This is a genomic window from Promicromonospora aerolata (assembly GCF_042682255.1).
Taxonomy (GTDB): domain Bacteria; phylum Actinomycetota; class Actinomycetes; order Actinomycetales; family Cellulomonadaceae; genus Promicromonospora; species Promicromonospora aerolata.
Genome location: NZ_JBHUHF010000001.1, coordinates 468,253 through 486,593, shown reverse-complemented (window position 1 = coordinate 486,593; position 18,341 = coordinate 468,253). Strand labels below are relative to the sequence as shown.

The 18,341-nt window shown below is 71.1% G+C and carries 12 protein-coding genes; 2 read left to right on the top strand and 10 right to left on the bottom strand.

The window, feature by feature from the left end; genetic code table 11:
- Positions 1-30 precede the first annotated feature (30 nt).
- Entirely contained in the window at positions 31-660 is a 630-nt protein-coding gene (gene coaE / locus ACFSL2_RS02185) for a dephospho-CoA kinase (protein WP_377196258.1), read from the bottom strand.
- 107 nt (positions 661-767) lie between these two features.
- A complete protein-coding gene (locus tag ACFSL2_RS02180; RefSeq protein ID WP_377196257.1) occupies positions 768-2,000 on the bottom strand; it encodes a cytochrome P450 family protein in 1,233 nt (410 codons plus the stop codon).
- Between the two features lie 270 nt (positions 2,001-2,270).
- On the opposite strand from ACFSL2_RS02180, the gene ACFSL2_RS02175 reads away from it, so the two are divergent.
- Positions 2,271-4,121 carry an ABC transporter ATP-binding protein gene (locus ACFSL2_RS02175; protein WP_377196256.1) on the top strand — a complete coding sequence of 617 codons (1,851 nt, stop codon included), beginning with the start codon at positions 2,271-2,273 and terminating at the stop codon, positions 4,119-4,121.
- 213 nt (positions 4,122-4,334) lie between these two features.
- Here the strand turns inward: ACFSL2_RS02175 and ACFSL2_RS02170 are convergent, their stop codons facing one another.
- From ACFSL2_RS02170 to ACFSL2_RS02140, 7 genes are all read right to left on the bottom strand, one after another.
- Entirely contained in the window at positions 4,335-5,777 is a 1,443-nt protein-coding gene (locus ACFSL2_RS02170) for a tetratricopeptide repeat protein (protein ID WP_377196255.1), read from the bottom strand.
- Entirely contained in the window at positions 5,687-7,081 is a 1,395-nt protein-coding gene (locus ACFSL2_RS02165; RefSeq protein ID WP_377196254.1) for an ATP-binding protein, read from the bottom strand. Before ACFSL2_RS02165 ends, ACFSL2_RS02170 begins: the two co-directional genes overlap by 91 nt.
- A gap of 189 nt (positions 7,082-7,270) precedes the next feature.
- A complete protein-coding gene (gene rpsA, locus ACFSL2_RS02160) occupies positions 7,271-8,743 on the bottom strand; it encodes a 30S ribosomal protein S1 (RefSeq protein ID WP_377196253.1) in 1,473 nt (490 codons plus the stop codon).
- Positions 8,744-8,962: 219 nt separating this feature from the next.
- On the bottom strand, positions 8,963-10,711 hold the full coding sequence (locus tag ACFSL2_RS02155; protein WP_377196252.1) for a dipeptide ABC transporter ATP-binding protein: 1,749 nt from the start codon (positions 10,709-10,711) through the stop codon (positions 8,963-8,965).
- Positions 10,708-11,670, bottom strand: coding sequence for an ABC transporter permease (locus tag ACFSL2_RS02150; RefSeq protein WP_377196251.1), 963 nt, complete (start codon positions 11,668-11,670; stop codon positions 10,708-10,710). The genes ACFSL2_RS02155 and ACFSL2_RS02150 overlap by 4 nt, the downstream gene beginning before the upstream one ends.
- Positions 11,667-12,674 (bottom strand): ABC transporter permease, encoded by a 1,008-nt coding sequence (locus tag ACFSL2_RS02145; RefSeq protein ID WP_377196250.1) that lies wholly within the window; start codon positions 12,672-12,674, stop codon positions 11,667-11,669. Before ACFSL2_RS02145 ends, ACFSL2_RS02150 begins: the two co-directional genes overlap by 4 nt.
- A gap of 163 nt (positions 12,675-12,837) precedes the next feature.
- The gene (locus tag ACFSL2_RS02140; protein ID WP_377196249.1) at positions 12,838-14,496 is read right to left on the bottom strand and encodes an ABC transporter substrate-binding protein; all 1,659 of its coding nucleotides are present in this window, start codon (positions 14,494-14,496) and stop codon (positions 12,838-12,840) included.
- Between the two features lie 226 nt (positions 14,497-14,722).
- On the opposite strand from ACFSL2_RS02140, the gene ACFSL2_RS02135 reads away from it, so the two are divergent.
- A complete protein-coding gene (locus ACFSL2_RS02135) occupies positions 14,723-15,526 on the top strand; it encodes a class I SAM-dependent methyltransferase (protein ID WP_377196248.1) in 804 nt (267 codons plus the stop codon).
- Positions 15,527-15,585: 59 nt separating this feature from the next.
- Here ACFSL2_RS02135 and polA read toward each other — a convergent pair whose 3' ends face one another.
- Positions 15,586-18,315: a DNA polymerase I gene (gene polA / locus ACFSL2_RS02130; protein WP_377196247.1), complete on the bottom strand. Its 2,730-nt coding sequence runs from the start codon at positions 18,313-18,315 to the stop codon at positions 15,586-15,588.
- Positions 18,316-18,341 lie beyond the last annotated feature (26 nt).

Below are 18,341 nucleotides of genomic sequence, written 5' to 3'. Positions count from 1 at the left end.
ACCCGGGCCGTGCGGATCACGCCGGCCGGATCACACGGAGTCTGCCTCCGCCTCCTGCGCGACCTCTGCGGCCACGCGCTGCCACAGGGTATCGACCTGGGCGCGGAGGTCGTCCTCGCTCCCCGAACCGTCCAGGGTGAAGTCCGCGACCGCGAGCCGCTCGTCGTCGGCGGCCTGCGACGCGAGCCGGGAGCGTGCCGCGTCCTCGCTCAGCCCCCGCACCTCCACCAGGCGACGCACCCGCTGCTCCGCGGGCGTGTGCACCACGACGACCAGATGGAAGTGGCCGGCCTGACCGGTCTCCACGAGCAGCGGGATGTCGTGCACGACGACGGCGGCCGGGTCCGCGGCCGCAGCCCGGGCCTCCCGTTCCGCCGACAGCCGGCGCACCTCCGGGTGCACGATGTCGTTCAGGCGGCTCCGGGCGGCGGCGTCGGCGAAGACCAGGGCACCGAGCGCCGGCCGGTCGAGGCTTCCGTCCGGCGCCAGGATGTCGGCTCCGAACGCCTCGACGATCTCGGCGAGGCCCACCGAACCGGGTGCCACCGCCTCGCGGGCGAGCTGGTCGTGGTCGACGACGAGGGCGCCGAGCTCGGCCAGGCGTGCTGTCGCGACCGACTTGCCGGCCGCGATCCCTCCGGTGAGTCCGATGCGGAACATATAGTCCTTAGGGCCCAGGATCGTTGGAACGCTGCGGCGCGAGCACCGCAGGCTGTCAAGGCTACCTCCCCGGACGGGCACGGTCCCTTGCAGCCGTCGCCCGACCGTCAGACGCGGGCCGGCGTGCGAGCGGCCTGCCGCTCGGGCGTGAACGCCACCGGCAGGATCGCCGGGTAGCGGGACCACGGCGACGGCGCCCACGTGACCTGGGGGTCGGTGAGGCGCAGGTCGAGGCGCTCCATGAGGCTCTCCACGGCGATCTTCACCACGAGCCGGCCCGGCCGGCGCGCGGGGCAGGCGTGCGGCCCGACGCCGAACGACAGGTGCGACCGGTTGTTCGCCTCGAACAGGTCGTCGGTGGTGCGGACCCGCGGGTCGTTGTTCGCGGCGGCCACGCCCATCACGATGGCGTCCCCGGCCCGGATCCGCACCTTGCCGAGCGTGCAGTCCGTCACGGCGTACCGGGCGGGCAGGTTCGCCACGGGCGGCTCGCTCCACAGGGTCTCGTCCATCGCGTCGTCCAGGCCCCGGCGCACCCCCGTGACCCGTCCGGTGTAGCGCGGATCGGTGAGCATGCGCCGCAGCGTGGCCGCGATCCAGGTCACGAGCATCTCGTTGGCCGCGCAGATCGCGACCACCATGGAGTGCACGATCTCCGTGTCGTTCTCGAAGCTCGGGTGCTCCACGAAGCGGGCGGTCAGGTTCTGGCCGGGCTCCTCGCGGGTCGCGAGGACGTGGTCCAGGACGATCTGGTCCATGGTGGCCAGCGCCGTCACCGAGTCGCCGCCGTGCCCGAACACACCGCTCGCGCAGCGCAGCAGCGCGATGCCCTGCCGCTCGTCGAACCCGAACATGCCCGACACCGCCAGGAACGACACCGCCGCCGCGTACCCACCGATCAGGTCCGCGTGCCCCTGGGTGGCGAACGAGTCGATGAGCCGGCTGCAGACCCCGCGCACGAGGGCCGCCGTCTGTGCCTCGTCGATACCGGCGAACGCCTCGTCCACCGGGAGCCGCAGCCGCCGGTGGTCCGCGCCGTCGGCGTAGTACAGCGCCCGCCGCCCGGCCGGGGAGAGGATAGCGTGCAGGGTCGACCCCCGCGGCAGCCGCTCCTTCCAGTGCCGCGGGTCCCTGGCGAACACGCTCTCGGTGCGCATCACCTCCATCACCTCGGCGTGCCCCAGCACGAGCCAGCCCGGCACGCCGGGCTCGAGGTCCACGGGGGCCACCGGCCCCCATTGCTCCTGCAGCTTCCGCAGGGCCGCGGTCATGTCCTCCGCGCCGGTCAGGTCCACGAGCGCCACACGACCTCCGCTCCGCTGCGGTTCCGGGTCAGACATGGCCCTCCACCCGTCGATATTCATCGAATCATCCGCCGAAATATGGGGCGACCTGCGTAGACGCCCGATCGTGGGTTTCTATCACGGCCTGTGAAGAACACGTAACACCCGTGTGGTCCAGGTCACCCCCGGTCGACCCGCTACCTTCGTGCTGTCTGTGCGCGCGGGAGGGCACCGCGCGGAGCCGACGCCGGCAGGAGCCGTGTCGCGTGGGACCATGCAACCGTGAGCATGCACGGTGGCGGCGGAAGTATGGGCGGAGGCCGCGCGATGCGGTCGTTCACACAGGACGGCTCGGTCACCCAACAACGACTCGGCTGGCCCACGCTGCGGCGGATCGCGAGCTTCGCCCGGCCCTACCGGGGCAGGCTCATCGTGTTCGTGCTGATCCTGGCCCTGGAGGCCGCCGCGGGTGCGGCCACCCCCCTGCTCTTCCAGCGGATCATCGACCACGGCATCGTGGACGGCGACACCCGGTTGGTGGTCCTGCTGGCCGGTGCCGCCGCGCTGCTCGCCATCCTGGCCGCCGGGCTCTCCGTCGCGGACCGGCTCGTCTCGTCGCAGGTCGGCGAGGGACTCATCCTGGACCTGCGGATCGCCGTGTTCGACCACGTGCAGCGCATGCCCCTCGCGTTCTTCTCCCGGGCCCGCACGGGCGCCCTGGTGCAGCGCCTCAACGGCGACGTGCTCGGTGCCCAGCGCGCCTTCACCTCGACCCTGCAGACGGTCGTCTCCAACACGCTGACCATCGCCTTCACGCTCGCCGCGATGCTCACCATGTCGTGGGAGCTCACCCTCGGGGCCCTCGCCCTGGTCCCGCTGTTCGTGCTCCCCGCACGCTGGTTCGGCCGCCGCCTCGCCGTGCTGACCCGGCGCGGCATGGAGGTCGACGCCGACCTGGGCCAGGTCATGAACGAACGGTTCAACGTCTCCGGCGCCCACCTCGTGAAGGTCTTCGGCGATCCGGCCACCGAGTCCGAGCGGTTCGCCACGCCCGCCCGCGAGCGCCGCGACCTGGGTGTGCGGACCGCCCTGCTGGGCACCTGGTTCCGGGTGGGCCTGTCGACCATCGCGTCGCTCGCCGTGGCGGGCGTGTACGGGCTGGGCGGCCTGCAGGCGATCGCGGGTGAGCTCACCGTCGGCACGGTCGTCGCGCTCGCCACCTATCTGACGCGCCTGTACGGGCCGCTGACAGCGATGGCGAACGTCCAGGTCGACGTGATGACGGCGCTCGTCTCGTTCGAGCGGGTGCTGGAGGTGCTCGACCTGGAGCCGTCCGTGGCGGAGAAGCCGGACGCCGTCGACCTGCGGACCGCCGTCGCCGCCGGTGGCGCCTCCGTCTCCCTGGCGGGCGTGACGTTCCGGTACCCGCGGGCCGAGGAGGTGTCGCTCGCCTCTCTGGAGTCGGTGGCGGGACAGCGCAAGGACCCGACGGCCGACACGCTGCACGACGTCTCCTTCGAGGTTCCCGCCGGCTCCATGGTGGCGCTCGTCGGACCGTCGGGTGCGGGCAAGACCACGGTGTCGCAGCTGGTCAACCGGATGTACGACCCGACGTCGGGTGCGGTGCGCATCGCCGGCACCGACCTGCGCGACGTGACGTTCGCATCGTTGCGGGCCACGGTCGGCGTCGTGTCCCAGGACGCGCACCTGTTCCACGACACGATGGCGGCGAACCTCCGGTTCGTGCGCCCGGAGGCGACCGACGCCGACCTCGAGCGGGTGCTGCGCCAGGCGCGCATCTGGGACCTGGTCGACCGGCTCCCCGAAGGGCTCGAGACCGTGGTGGGCGACCGCGGATACCGGCTCTCCGGCGGCGAGCGACAGCGGCTCGCGATCGCGCGCCTGCTGCTGAAGGCGCCCGACGTCGTCGTGCTCGACGAGGCGACGGCACACCTCGACTCGGAGTCCGAGGCCGCCGTCCAGGTGGCGCTCGACCAGGCGCTCGCCGGGCGGACGTCGCTGGTGATCGCGCACCGCCTGTCCACGGTCCGCGCCGCGGACCTCATCGTGGTGCTCGACGACGGGCGGGTGGCCCAGTCGGGCACGCACGCCGAGCTGATCGCCACCGGTGGCCTGTACGCGGACCTGTACCGGACCCAGTTCGCGGAGACCGCCTGAGCCGGAGGTGAGCGCCGGCGGAGCGCCGAGGAACGAGGCGCACCGCCCGAAGCGAACCGCAGGCTCAGGCGGCAGAAGACGGCACCTGAGCCGGAGGTGAGCGCCGGCGGAGCGCCGAGGAACGAGGCGCACCGCCCGAAGCGAACCGCAGGCTCAGGCGGCAGAAGACGGCACCTGAGCCGAGCGGGTGCCTGAGCCGTACGGCTCGCCCGGCTACCGCGCCGCGGCGGGGTCTTTGATCGCCGCCTCGATCCGGGCCAGGACGGCGCGCGACCGCTCCAGCTCGGAACGGTACCGCTCGGGCAGGTCGGCGGCGAGCCTGCGCCGTATGTCCACCGCCTCGCGCGCGAGGCCCAGCGCCGCGGAGTTCTCCCCGACGGCGCTGAGCGCGCTGGCCAGGTTGGAGACGGCGAGGGCCAGTTCCGGCCGGTGCTTGTCCGGGTTCTCGAGCACGAGCTGGCGACGCATCGCAACGGCCTCGCGCATGGGCCGCAGTGCCTCGTTCGCCCTGTCCAGGTCGAGCATGGTGGCCCCGAGGTTGGCGAGCGCCTCAGCGAGCCCACTGCGGTACTTCTCCGGCTGGCCGCGCACGAGGCCCCGCAGCATGTCGACAGCTTCCTGCGTAGGGCACAGGGCCTCCTCGAACCGGCCGAGGTCGGCGTATCGCACACCCAGGTTGGACAGCGACTGGGCGAGGAACTTCAGCGACCGCACGTTCTGCGACGCGAGTCCACGGCGGATCGCGACGGCCTCCTCCTCGAGAAGGACCGCGTCGTCGTATCGGCCCCGCCGCGCATAGGTGACACCGAGGTTCGACAGGGAGTGCGCGAGGTAGTGCAGGTACCGGTCGGGATGCTCGTCTGCCAGCACCCGCCGGATCTTGAGCGCCTCCCGCTCCAGCCGGAGCGACTCGTCCGCACGACCAGTGGTCGAGTACAGGGCGCCGAGCGCCGACAGCGCGCTGGCCAGTTCCGGGCGCGTGCCCTGCTCGTTCACCTTCGCGAGCCGCCGCTGGAGGCCCAGCGCCTCGACGAGCACCGACTCCGCCTCCTCGGAGCGCCCCAGGGCCTCCAGGGTGGTACCGAGCTGGCCGAGCGACCACGCCAGCTCACCGAGGTGCTCTGGGCGGGCCTCGACCAGCCGGCGCCGGATCGCGACGGCCTCCGCGTTGGCGGGCAGCGCCTCCTCCGGTCGGCCGCTCTCGGTCAGGGCCTCGAAGTTGCCCAGCACCGCCGCGACGTGCGGCTCGTACTGCACGGGGTCGCCCTCGGCCAGGCGCCGGTAGATGTCGAGCGAGGCCCGCTGCGCCGCCTCGGACTCGCCCGTGCGACCGAGCTCCGTCAGGGACACCCCTGCGTTCTGCAGGGCGCGTGCATGCTCGGCGTCGGCCCACGGCGCGTCGCCCGGCGGGAAACCCCCGCACAGCGCGACGACCTCCTTCTGGACGGCGAGCGCGTCGTCGTGCCTACCGACCGCCCAGTAGCCCGTCCCGAGATTGTTCAGAGCACTGCACAGCGGCGGCCGGTACCGGTCCTCCTCGGTGAGCGCGAGGCGACGCCACAGGCCTACCGCCTCCCCCAGGAGCACCACGGCGGCGTCGGGGTCGCCCTCTGCGACCAGCACGAGGCCGAGGTCGGCCAGAGCCTCCGCGCGCACCGCGTCGTCGTCCCCGGCCCGGCGAGGTCCGCGATGCGGTGTGTGAGACGGTCCAGCACCGGTACGGCGAGCGGACCCGCCGAACGCGGCAGGCGGCGCGCCACCCGCATCAGGCAGGCCAGGTCCTTCGGGTGCTGGTCCGGCAGCGCGGACACGGCGACCGCGATCAGCTCACCGGTGACGTCCCGCTTCGCGGCGGGCCGGTCCAGGCTCATCCGCGTCGCCGCCTCCAGCACCTTGCACGCCTGCCCCTGTTCCAGGTCGCTCGTGCACGCGTCGATCAGCTCGTCCGACTCCGCCAGGACCCGCGCCACGAACAGCTCGGCCAGGCGTGGCACCCGGAACAGGTGGGCGCGGAGCCAGCCGACGGTTTCTGGCGTCTGCGTGTCGGGTTCGACACCCGCGCAGCGTAGCGCGGCACGCAGGCCGTCGTCCGAGCTGTCCCCCAGCAGCGTCGCCGCCGCCAGCGCGGCCTCGGCCGTACCACCGGCCCCCGCCACCAGCCCCGCCGCGGTGGCCGAACGTACCCAACCGCCGCGCTCGTGCTCGAGCACGACGCCAAGAGCGGTGGCCGGATCCACGGGTTCGCGCCCACCGTCGAGCACCGCGGCCAGCGCGGTGGCGTGCAGGTCGAGCGCGCGGAGACGCAGGCCCGGCGTCGGCTCGAACCGGATGCGCGGCACCGGCTTGCCCAGCTTCCTCGCGAACCGGGCGGCTACGCCGTCCAGCAGCGCGGGCACGTCGTCCGGTCGGTCGGCCGCCAGGCCGAGCGCGGAGTCGAACATCACGTCCGGCACCCGGTCCGGGGCGGGATCCAGAGCCATGTGGGTGACGGGCGGAGTGTGCTCGGCCCACAGGGTGCTGGTCCACCGCTCCCGCCGCCACCACTGCCCGCCGGTGCGGGCGATGCACAGGATCCGCAGGTGGCCGCGCCACGGAGCCGCTCCGATGGCGTCGAGCATCGGGGTGAGGCCGGGCCGGCATCCGGCGGTGTCCAGGACGAGCAGCACGCGTCGCGCCCCGACGACGCGGGACAGCGCGGACACCTCCTGACCCACCGGGACGTGGACCACCGTCCACCCCGTCCGCCGCAGCCTCCGGCCGAGCTCGAGCGCCAGCCGCGTCTTGCCGACCCCGCCGAGCCCGCTCAGCAGCCGCAGCGCCACCGGGTCACGCGACCGTGCCCACGACCGCAGCTCCGCCAGCTCCCGCCCTCTGCCCGTGAACGGCACCACGCCGTGCTCGGGCGCGAGGAGAGCAGCCGGGCCCACGCCCCGCGCCTCGTCGGGTCCGAGTCGGTTCATGGGGAGTTATCCAACAGCACTTCGACTCTCGTGGCCAGCGAGGCCGTGATACCCCGAAAGACGTCCGGAGGGGCGTCTCTGCAGTTCAGAGGCATAAAAGCCGCCGCAGGGGCTACCGCTCGCACCGCATCCTGAAATCGACGACGGCCCGCCACCCCGAAGGGGCGACGGGCCGTCGATGGGCTCAGGTCAGTTGCCCGTGAGCTTCTCGCGCAGCGCGGCGAGCGCCTCGTCCGAAGCCAGCGTGCCGCCGACCTCCTCGACCGGAGCCGAGGAGTAGGTCGTGTTGCCGGCCGGAGCGGCAGCCGGGGCGTCGGCAGGCGCCTCGGTGTCCGCTGCGATCGCCTCGGCGACCTGCTTGCGGTGCGCGGTCCAGCGCTCGTGCGCCTTGGCGTACTCCGCCTCCCACGCCTCGCGCTGTGCCTCGAAGCCCTCGAGCCACTCGTTGGTCTCCGGGTCGAAGCCGTCCGGGTACTTGTAGTTCCCGGCCTCGTCGTACTCGGCGGCCATGCCGTACAGCGCGGGGTCGAAGTCCTCGGACTCCGGGTCCACACCCTCGTTGGCCTGCTTGAGCGACAGCGAGATGCGGCGGCGCTCCAGGTCGATGTCGATGACCTTGACGAACACCTCGGCACCGACGGTGACGACCTGCTCCGGCAGCTCGACGTGGCGCACGGCCAGCTCCGAGATGTGGACCAGGCCCTCGATGCCGTCCTCGACGCGCACGAACGCACCGAACGGAACGAGCTTGGTGACCTTACCCGGCACGACCTGACCGATGGCGTGCGTACGGGCGAAGGTCTGCCACGGGTCCTCCTGCGTCGCCTTGAGCGACAGGGAGACACGCTCGCGGTCGAAGTCGACGTCGAGCACCTCGACGGTGACCTCCTGGCCGACCTCGACGACCTCGGACGGGTGGTCGATGTGCTTCCAGGACAGCTCGGAGACGTGCACCAGACCGTCGACGCCGCCGAGGTCCACGAACGCACCGAAGTTGACGATCGAGGAGACGACGCCCGGGCGCACCTGGCCCTTCTGCAGGGTCTGCAGGAAGGTGGAGCGAACCTCGGACTGCGTCTGCTCGAGCCAGGCACGACGCGAGAGCACGACGTTGTTCCGGTTCTTGTCGAGCTCGATGATCTTGGCCTCGATCTCCTTGCCGACGTACGGCTGGAGGTCGCGGACGCGACGCATCTCCACGAGGGAGGCGGGGAGGAAGCCGCGCAGGCCGATGTCGAGGATGAGGCCGCCCTTGACGACCTCGATGACGGTGCCGGTGACGACGCCGTCCTCTTCCTTGATCTTCTCGATCGTGCCCCAGGCGCGCTCGTACTGTGCGCGCTTCTTGGACAGGATCAGGCGGCCTTCCTTGTCCTCCTTCTGGAGAACCAGGGCCTCGACGGCGTCACCGACGGCGACAACCTCGCCAGGGTCGACGTCGTGCTTGATCGAGAGTTCCCGGGACGGGATGACACCCTCGGTCTTGTAGCCGATGTCGAGAAGGACCTCGTCGCGGTCCACCTTGACGATCGTGCCTTCGACGATGTCACCATCGTTGAAGTACTTGATGGTGGCGTCGATGGCAGCAAGGAAGTCCTCCTCGGTGCCGATGTCGTTGACGGCAACCTGGGGTGCGGACTTCGCAGGGGTGGAGATGGTCATTGAGTTCGATGCTCCGATGCGGACATGGCGTAGTACGGACAGGGTCTGATGTGGGCTCTGCTTGTGCGGTGCCGAGAACGCCAAAAGGCGCACGGCACCGCCAGTCATCCTAGTGGCGCCGTGGCGCCCTGGTCAACGTGAGCCAGGGTGCCACGAACCTCAGGATACTGGTGGCTGGGCTGCCGTGCGCCAGGTGGCGACCGGCCGGGCGAGGCGGCCTCAGAGCGCGAGCTCCAGGTCCTTGCCGGGGATCGCGTCGAGCAGTGCCCGCGTGTACGCGGTGCTGGGCGAGTCGAAGACCGCGTCGACGGTTCCCTCCTCGACCACCCGCCCCTCCTGCATCACCAGCACGCGGTCGGCGATCTGCCGCACCACGGCGAGGTCGTGCGTGATGAAGAGGTAGGTGAGCCCCAGGTCCTCCTGCAGACCGGCGAGCAGCTGCAGGATCTGTGCCTGCACCACGACGTCGAGCGCCGAGACCGCCTCGTCGCACACCACGAGCTCCGGCGACAGCGCGAGAGCACGCGCGATCGCCACGCGCTGCCGCTGGCCGCCGGACAGCTCGGAGGGGAACCGCTGGAGCTGGCCCTTGCTGAGCGCCACCTGGTCGGCGAGCTCCTCCACCCGGGTGCGGCGCGTCGCGGCGTTGCCGTAGTCGTGCGCCCGCAGCGGTTCCTCGATCGCCCGGAACACCGAGTAGAGCGGGTCGAGCGAGGAGTACGGGTCCTGGAACACCGGCTGCACCCGGCGCCGGTAGGCGATCTGGTCCCGGTGGTTCCCCGCGCCCACGAGGCTGCCGTCGAACGTGATCGAGCCGGACGTGGGCTTCTCGATGTCGAGGATCATGCGCGCGAGCGTCGACTTGCCCGAGCCCGACTCCCCCACCACGGCCACCGTGGAACCGCGCGGGATGTCGAGGCTCACGTTGTCCACCGCGGTGAAGCCCTTGCTGCGGGACAGCAGGCCACGCCCCCGGATGGAGAAGACCTTGCTCGCTTCCTTGACGGACACGAGCACGTCGGGCGCGGCGGCGCCGTCGGTGTCCGCCTGCTCCTCGTGGTGAGTCAGCAGAGCGCTGTCCAGCACCTCCTCGAGGCCGCGCTCCCGCGCGATCTCGATGCGGCGCGAGGCGAGCGACGGCGCCGCCGCCATCAGGCGTTTGGTGTACTCGTGCTGCGGCGCCGTGAGCACCTGCCGGGCCGGTCCCTGCTCCACGATGTCGCCGCGGTACATGACCACGACGATGTCCGCCCGCTCGGCCGCGAGGCCGAGGTCGTGGGTGATGAGCAGCACGGCGGTGCCGAGATCGCGGGTCAGTCCGGAGAGCTGGTCCAGGATGCCGCGCTGCACGGTCACGTCGAGGGCCGACGTCGGCTCGTCGGCCACCAGCAGCGCCGGGCGCCCGGCCAGGCCCATGGCGATGAGCGCGCGCTGGCGCATACCGCCGGAGAACTCGTGCGGGAACTGGGCGGCACGCTGCCGGGCGTCGGGCAGCCCGACCTCGTCGAGCAGCTCGACCGTGCGGGTCCGCGCGTCCCGCCGGGTACGCAGGCCGTTGTCGATAAGGCCGGCGTCGATCTGCCGGCCGATCTGCATGATGGGGTCGAGGTTGGTCATCGGGTCCTGCGGCACGAGGCCGAGCTCCGTGCCGCGCAGCTGTGCCATCCGCTGCGGGGTCACCTTGCCCAGGTCCTCGTCCTTGAACCAGATGTGGCCGTCGGCCACGGACCCGTTGCTCGCGAGCAGGCCCAGCACCGCCATCGCGAGGGTCGTCTTGCCCGATCCGGACTCGCCCACGATCGCGACGGTCTGGCCGCGCCTGACGGTCAGGTTGGCGTTCGACACGGCACGCGCCGCGCCGTGCTCCGTACGGAAGTCGACGCACAGGTCCTCGACGCGCAGCACGACGTCCTCGGCCGGTGCCACGGTGGTGGCCTCGGCGGTCTTCTTGTCAGGGGATGCACTCATCGTCGGGTCCTGTTCCGGGGGTCGAGGGCCTCACGCAGGCTCTCGCCCACGAGGGTGAAGCCGAGCGCCGTCACGGCGATGCAGATACCGGGCAGGATCGCCAGCCGCGGTGCGACCGCGAGCTCCTGCTGCGCGGCCGTCAGCATGCGGCCCCACTCGGCGGTGGACGGCTCGCCGCCACCCAGACCGAGGAAGGAGAGCGCCGCGGCCTCGATCACGGCAGTGGCGAGGCTCAGCGTGGCCTGGACGATGACCGGCCCCACGCTGTTCGGCAGCACGTGGCTCATGGTCACCGACCGGCGGGTCAGCCCGAGCGCCGACGCCGCGAGCACGTAGTCCTGCCCCTTCTGCGCCAGCATCGAACCGCGCAGGAGCCGCGCGAAGATCGGTACCTGCACCACGCCGATGGCGACGATCACCGCCATCGACGACTGACCGGCGATCGCCGCGATCGAGACGGCGAGGAGCAACGACGGCACGGACAGCATCAGGTCCACCAGGCGCATGATCGCGAAGTCGACCCACTTGCCGAACCAGCCGGCCAGCAGGCCCAGCAACAGACCGCCGGTCAGCCCGAACAGCGTGGAGAGGATGCCCACGAGCAGCGAAGCACGAGCGCCCCAGATCAGCTTGCTCAGCACGTCGCCGCCGTAGCGGTCCAGACCGAGCGGGTACTCGGCCGACGGGCCGGGAATCATCGTGGGGCGCACCTCGTCACGGCCCGGGAGCTCCGTGCCCCCGTAGGGAGCGAGCACCGGGGCGAAGACCGCCACGAGCACGAACACCGCGACGATCACGCCACCGATGATGGCGACGGGGTTCTTGCGCAGGGTGCGCCAGGCACGCCCCCAGACGCCTTCACCGCCATGGTCCTGGCCGGCCGGCCCGTCGCCGTGGATGCTCGTGTGGAGCGGTGCCGCGGCAGCGCCGCCGGTCACCGGAAGCTCGTTGGCACTCACTGCTGCCTCCTCAGCCGCGGGTCGATCAGCCCGTACGACACATCGACGATCAGGTTCACGAGGGCGTACACCACGGCGATCAGCAGCACGAAGCCCTGCATCACGGGGTAGTCGGCAGCGAAGACCGAGTCAGCCAGGAAGCTGCCGATGCCGCTGAACGCGAACACGGTCTCGGTGAGCACCGCGCCGCTGAGCAGCAGACCCACCTGCAGCCCGATCGTGGTGACCACCGGGAGCATCGCATTCTTCAGGATGTGCTCGTTGCGCAGCCGAGCAGGCTTGATCCCCTTGGCGCGTGCCGTGCGCACGTAGTCCGCGTTCTGCACCTCGGACACGGCGGCCCGGGTCATCCGGGCGACGATCGCCAGTGGGATGGTGCCCAGCGCGACGCCGGGCAGGATCAGGTGCATCAGGGCGTCCCATGCCGCGTCCCACTCACCGGTGAGCAGGCCGTCCAGGACGTAGAAGTTGGTCGGGTGGGTAGCGATCATCGTGACGTCCTGCCGGCCCGTCGTCGGGAACCAGCCCAGCTCGACGGCGAACAGGTACTTGAGGATGAAGGCCAGGAAGAACACCGGCACGGTGACGCCGATCAGCGAGACCACGACGGCGGAGTGGTCGACGACCGACCCCGACCGGCGCGCCGCGACGTATCCGAGCGGGATACCGATGCCGATGGCGAAGACCAGGGCCACCAGGGTGAGCTCGATGGTGGCGGGGAACCGGTTCAGGAACTCTTCCAGCACGGGGCGCCCGCTCTGCAGCGACACTCCGAAATCGCCCTGGAGGAGCTGGAGCAGGTACTTGCCGTACTGGACTGGCAGCGGTTGGTCCAGCCCCATCTGGGCCTCGATCTCCGCCGCGGCCTCCGGGGTGTACCGCTCGCCCAGCATGGCCTGCACCGGCCCGCCGGGCAGGGCGCGCACCCAGCCGAACAGCAAGATCGAAAGCCCCAGCAAGAGGGGTATCAAGAGCAGCAGCCGCTGCACTATCAGTCTGAGCATCGTTCCTCGACAGACATGCGATTCATCGGTCACTCCGACGGCGGGGTTCGTGGCCTCGCCGCCAAGGACTCCGGACAGCGGTCGGGGCGCGGCAGCCGCCGCGCCCCGACCTGAGGTAATTCACCCTAAGGCTTGGGGTCCCTAGGTAGTTCGGGAGGGAACCTTACTCTCCCCCGCCGAGGGTGATGACGTTGTACACCTCGTCCTGCACCGGCGAGATCGGGTAGCCCTCGACCTCGGGCGCGACCACGAGCGACGGCACCGGGCTCGCCAGCGGCACGCCAGGCAGCGCCTCCATGATCACCTCGTTGGCGTTCATGAAGGCCGCCTCCTGCTCCTCGAGGGGAGCGTTGCGGGCGTCCTTGATCGCCGTGAACACCTCCGGGTCGTCGAAGCCCCACTCGAGGGACTTCGCGCCGAAGAAGGTGCCGATGAAGTTGTAGGTGTCGTTGTAGTCACCCGTCCAGCCCAGGAGGTGCAGGCCGTGCTTCTCGCCACCCTGGATGGTGTCGATGTAGGTCGGGCTCCACGGCTCCGGGGTGGCCTTGCTCGTGATACCGACCTCCTCGAGGTCCGCGGAGATCGCCTCGAAGATCGCGGCGGCGTCCGGCATGTACGGACGGGAGACCTCGGTCGGGTAGTTGAACTCGACCTCGAGGTCCTCCTGGCCGGCCTCCTTGAGGAGCGCCTTCGCCTTCTCGGGGTCGTACTCGTACTTCTGGACGTCCTCGCTGAACCCGGTCACGATCTCCGGCACGAACTGCGTGGCCGGCGTGGTGCCCTCCGGCAGCGCGGCCTGGACCAGGCCCTCCTTGTCGATCGCGTGCGCGATCGCCTGACGCACCCGGATGTCGTCCAGCGGCTTGCGTGCCTGGTTCATGCCCAGGTACAGGATGTTGAAGGCGTCCCGGTCGAGGATCGTGTAGCCGGCCTCCTTGAGCGCGTCGACGTCGGCGGGCGCGACCAGGTCGTAGCCGTCGATGTCACCGGCCTCGAGCGCCTGGCGACGTGCGGTGCCGTCGGAGATCACCGTGAACACGATGGTCTTGACGTCGGCGATCTCGCCCCAGTAGGCGTCGTTGGCGGTGAGGGTCACGCTCTCGCCGCTCTTCCACTCCTTGAACTCGTACGGGCCGGTGCCGACCGGGTGCTCCTTGCCGTACTCGGTGAGCTGGGGAGCGTCGGACGTGCCCTCCACCTCGTCGGCCCCGAACTCCTGCAGCGCGTCCGGCGACTGCATCGAGAACGACGGCAGCGACAGCGCCGGGACGAGCTCCGGGATCGGCTCCTTCAGCGTGACGACGGCGGTCGCGTCGTCGGACGCCGCGCAGGACTCGTACAGGCTGTCCTTGCCCGTGCCGCCGAAGACGACCTTGTAGTAGTACGAGAGGTTCTCGTGGGCGGCAAGACCGGTCCACTCGTGCCAGCGGTCGAAGTTGAAGCACACGGCCTCGGCATTGAAGTCCGTGTCGTCGTGGAACTTCACGTCCTCCTTGAGGTGGAACGTGTACTCCAGGCCGTCCTCGCTGACGTCCCAGGTCTCCGCGAGCAGCGGTGCAGGGTCCGCGGTGCCCGGCTCGACGCCGACAAGGCCCTCGAAGATCTGGCGGGCGACCCGGAACGTCTCACCGTCGCTGGCGAACGCGGGGTCGAGCGAGCTCGGTTCCGCCGATCCGGCGAACACGAACGTGCCGTCTCCGCCACCGTTCCCGCCCTCGCCGCCGTCGGCGTCCCGCTCGCTGGCGATACAACCGCTCAGAGCCACTGCGAACGCAGTCACCAGGGTGACGCCGCCCGCAAGGCGCGTAGCGCGTCGACGCATGGCACTCTCCTTCCTCGAGCGCACCGGCGGGCCCGGGTTCGGACACGACGACACGCAGACGTTTGCGCCTGACCTTAGGAGCGTTCGCGTTGCCTGCGTATTTCGCTTCCCTGACCGGAATCCAATCGTGACCCTTTTGTTATCGCCGTCACTGTGGTATTTGGTGACAACTCATAGACAGGGCCGTAGGCAGCCATAGGGACCGTGCACACGCGATGATGGCTCCGTGAGCAACGACGAGCCGGTCTCCTTCGGCTACCGCGACGTGGCCGACGACGGCGGCGCCGCCCGGACCTGGTGGGACGCCAACGCCGGCGAGTACCTCGACGAGCACCGCGAGTTCCTCGGCGACGCCGGGTTCCGCTGGGGACCAGAGGGTCTGACCGAGGCAGAGGCCGGCCTGCTCGGCGAGACGGCGGGGCGGGACGTGCTGGAGGTCGGGGCCGGCGCCGCGCACTGCTCGCGCTGGCTCGCGTCCCGGGGCGCACGGGTGCTCGCCACCGACTACTCGGCGGGCATGCTCGCGGGGGCGGCACGGCTGGACGCGGCCACGGGCGTCGTCGTGCCGCGGATCCAGGCGGATGCGCGCGCCCTGCCGTTCGCGGACGCCACGTTCGACGTGGTCTTCACGTCCTTCGGCGCCCTGCCCTTCGTGCCCGACGCCGCGACGGTGCACCGCGAGGCCGCCCGGGTGCTGCGCCCCGGCGGTCGCTGGGTGTTCTCCGTGACCCACCCGCTGCGGTGGGCGTTCCCCGACGACCCCACACGGCGCGGCCTGACGGCGTCCCGCTCGTACTTCGACCGTCGGCCCTACGTCGAGACCGACGCCGCCGGGCAGGTCCGGTACGCGGAGTACCACCGCACGGTCGGCGACCACGTCCGTGACGTGGCCGCCGCGGGCCTGCGCCTGATCGACCTGGTGGAGCCCGAGTGGCCGACGTGGAACGACCAGGTCTGGGGCGGCTGGGGCCCCGAACGCGGCCGCTACCTGCCGGGCACCGCCGTCTTCGTCACCGAGTCGCCGCGGTAGAGCCGTGGCGAGGTACTGCCCCGCAGGGATCCAACCGTGCGGGATCTACCGTGCGGGGATCAGTGGCCGGCCTCGTGCCAGGTGGCACCCGTGCCCACCGAGACGTCGAGCGGCACGTTGAGCACGAACGCCGCGCCCATCTGACTGCGCAGGACGTCCTCCGCCGCGGCCCGCTCCCCCGGCGCCACCTCGATCACGAGCTCGTCGTGCACCTGCAGCAGCAGGCGCGACGTGAGCCCGCGGGCGTCGAGCTCGTGCTGGACCTTGAGCATGGCGAGCTTGATGATGTCGGCGGCGCTGCCCTGGATGGGCGCGTTGAGTGCCATGCGCTCCGCCATCTGCCGACGTTGCCGGTTGTCGCTCGTCAGGTCCGGCAGGTAGCGCCGCCGGCCCAGGATCGTAGCGGTGTATCCGGTGGCGCGCGCTTCCTCGACCACGCCCGAGAGGTAGTCCCGCACACCGCCGAACCGCTCGAAGTAGTCGTCCATGAGGGTCTGGGCCTCGCCCGTGGCGATGTTCAGCTGCTGGGACAGGCCGAAGGCGCTGAGGCCGTAGGCCAGGCCGTACGACATCGCCTTGATCTTGGACCGCATCTCGGGGGTCACGTCGGCGGGCGCCACCTCGAACACGCGCGAGCCCACGTACCGGTGCAGGTCCTCGCCCGAGTTGAACGCCGCGATCAGGCCCTCGTCGCCCGACAGGTGCGCCATGATCCGCATCTCGATCTGGCTGTAGTCGGCGGTGAGCAGGGACTCGTAGCCCTCGCCGACCTGGAACGCCCGCCGGATCTGCCGGCCCGCCTCCGTGCGGATGGGGATGTTCTGCAGGTTCGGATCGGTCGAGCTCAGGCGGCCCGTCGCCGCGATGGTCTGCTGGAACGTCGTGTGGATGCGGCCGTCGGGGGCGACGGACTTGAGCAGCCCCTCGACGGTGACCCGCAGGCGCGCCACGTCGCGGTGCGTCAGGAGGTGCGCGAGGAACGGGTGCTCCGTCTTGACGTACAGGTCCTGGAGGCTCGCGGCGTCGGTCGTGTACCCCGTCTTGATCTTCTTGGTCTTGGGCATGGCCAGCTGGTCGAAGAGAACCTCCTGCAGCTGCTTGGGGCTGCCGAGGTTCACCTCGCGGCCGATCACGGCGTACGCCTCGGCGGCGGCGTCGGCGACCCCCTGCGCGAACTGCTTCTCCAGGCCGGTCAGGTACTCGGTGTCGGCGGCGATGCCGATGCGCTCCATGCGCGCCAGCACGCCGGAGAGCGGCAGCTCGACGTCGTCCAGCAGATGGGTGGCGCCGCGGTCGGCGAGCTCACCGGCCAGCGCCGTGGCCAGCTCGGCGACGCCATGGGCGCGCACCGCCTCCGCCTGCCCCTCGGTCTCCCCCTCGAGCGACAGGTCCAGAGCGCCCTGCGCGCCGTCGGGCTCCGCGACCTTGAGCTCCCGTCCGAGGTGACGCATCGCGAGGTCGCCCAGGTCGTAACCGCGCTGGTCGGGGTAGCACAGGTAGGCGGCGAGCTCGGTGTCGAACGTGACGCCCTCGAGGTCCAGGTTTCGTGCGGCGAGCATGTGCGCCGCCACCTTCGCGCCGTGCAGGATCTTGGGCGCCGCCGGGTCGGCCAGCCAGGCCGCGAGCGCCTTCTCGTCCTCGGGGCCGAGCTGCGTGAGGTCGACGTAGGCGGCCGCACCGCCGGGTTCCGCGACGGCGATCGCCCAGGCGTCGCCACCGCCCGCCACCGCCTTGCCGGCGACCTCCACGCCCACGTGCGCCGAGCGGGCGGCGAGCCAGGTGCCGAGGGTGCCCGGTGCGATGTCGGCCAGGTCGAGCTCGACCCCGGGTGCCACGGGGGCCTCCTCCTCCGCCGCCCCCGAGGGGTCGACGGCGAGGAGCCGGTCGCGGAGCTGGCCGAACTGCAGGGTGTCCGAGACCAGGTGCACGGCTTCGCGGTCGAAGCCCTCCAGGGCGAGGTCGTCGACGCCGAGCGGCAGCTCGACATCGGTCAGCAGGGCGTTCAGCTCCCGGTTGATCCGCACCTGGTCGAGGTGGGTGCGCAGGCTCTCGCCCGCCTTGCCCTTGATCTCGTCGGCTGCGTCGAGGAGGGCGGCGAGGCCACCGTGGGCGGTGATCCACTTGGCGGCGGTCTTGGGCCCGACGCCCGGGACGCCCGGCAGGTTGTCGCTGGTCTCGCCCACGAGCGCGGCCAGGTCCGGGTAGCGCTCCGGCGGCACGCCGTACTTGGCCTCGACCGCGGCCGGGTCCATGCGGGCCAGCTCGGACACGCCCTTCTTCGGGTACAGGACCGTGACGTCGCCGTTCACCAGCTGCAGCGTGTCGCGGTCGCCCGAGCACACCAGCACCTCCATGCCGGCTGCCTTGGCCTGCAGGGCCAGCGTCGCGAGGATGTCGTCCGCCTCGATGCCCGCCAGCTCGATGGACGCGACGTTCAGGGTGTCCAGCACCTCCTTGATGAGGGGGACCTGTCCCTTGAACGCGTCCGGGGTGGCGAGCCGCGTGCCCTTGTACTCAGGGAAGCGCTCGGTGCGGAAGGTGACCCGCCCGGCGTCGAAGGCCACGGCCAGGTGCGTGGGCTGCTCGTCGCGCAGCAGGTTCGTCAGCATCGACGTGAAGCCGTAGACGGCGTTGGTGATCTGTCCTGAGCTGGTCGCGAGAGTGTCGGGCAGCGCGTAGAACGCCCGATAGGCCATCGAGTGGCCGTCGATCAGCAGGAGACGGGGGCGGCCTGACGAAGGCTTGCCCGGAGTACGGCTTGGCACGGTGGAGGTCACGCCTGACAACATAGCCCGCATGACTGACACGAGCGCTT

Coding starts and splice junctions, on each gene's coding strand:
- ACFSL2_RS02165 (WP_377196254.1), bottom strand. CDS start 7,081: ATGAACCGACTCGGACCCGACGAGGCGCGGGGCGTGGGCCCGGCTGCT.
- polA (WP_377196247.1), bottom strand. CDS start 18,315: ATGTTGTCAGGCGTGACCTCCACCGTGCCAAGCCGTACTCCGGGCAAG.
- ACFSL2_RS02145 (WP_377196250.1), bottom strand. CDS start 12,674: ATGCTCAGACTGATAGTGCAGCGGCTGCTGCTCTTGATACCCCTCTTG.
- rpsA (WP_377196253.1), bottom strand. CDS start 8,743: ATGACCATCTCCACCCCTGCGAAGTCCGCACCCCAGGTTGCCGTCAAC.
- ACFSL2_RS02140 (WP_377196249.1), bottom strand. CDS start 14,496: ATGCGTCGACGCGCTACGCGCCTTGCGGGCGGCGTCACCCTGGTGACT.
- ACFSL2_RS02175 (WP_377196256.1), top strand. CDS start 2,271: ATGCGGTCGTTCACACAGGACGGCTCGGTCACCCAACAACGACTCGGC.
- coaE (WP_377196258.1), bottom strand. CDS start 660: ATGTTCCGCATCGGACTCACCGGAGGGATCGCGGCCGGCAAGTCGGTC.
- ACFSL2_RS02155 (WP_377196252.1), bottom strand. CDS start 10,711: ATGAGTGCATCCCCTGACAAGAAGACCGCCGAGGCCACCACCGTGGCA.
- ACFSL2_RS02180 (WP_377196257.1), bottom strand. CDS start 2,000: ATGTCTGACCCGGAACCGCAGCGGAGCGGAGGTCGTGTGGCGCTCGTG.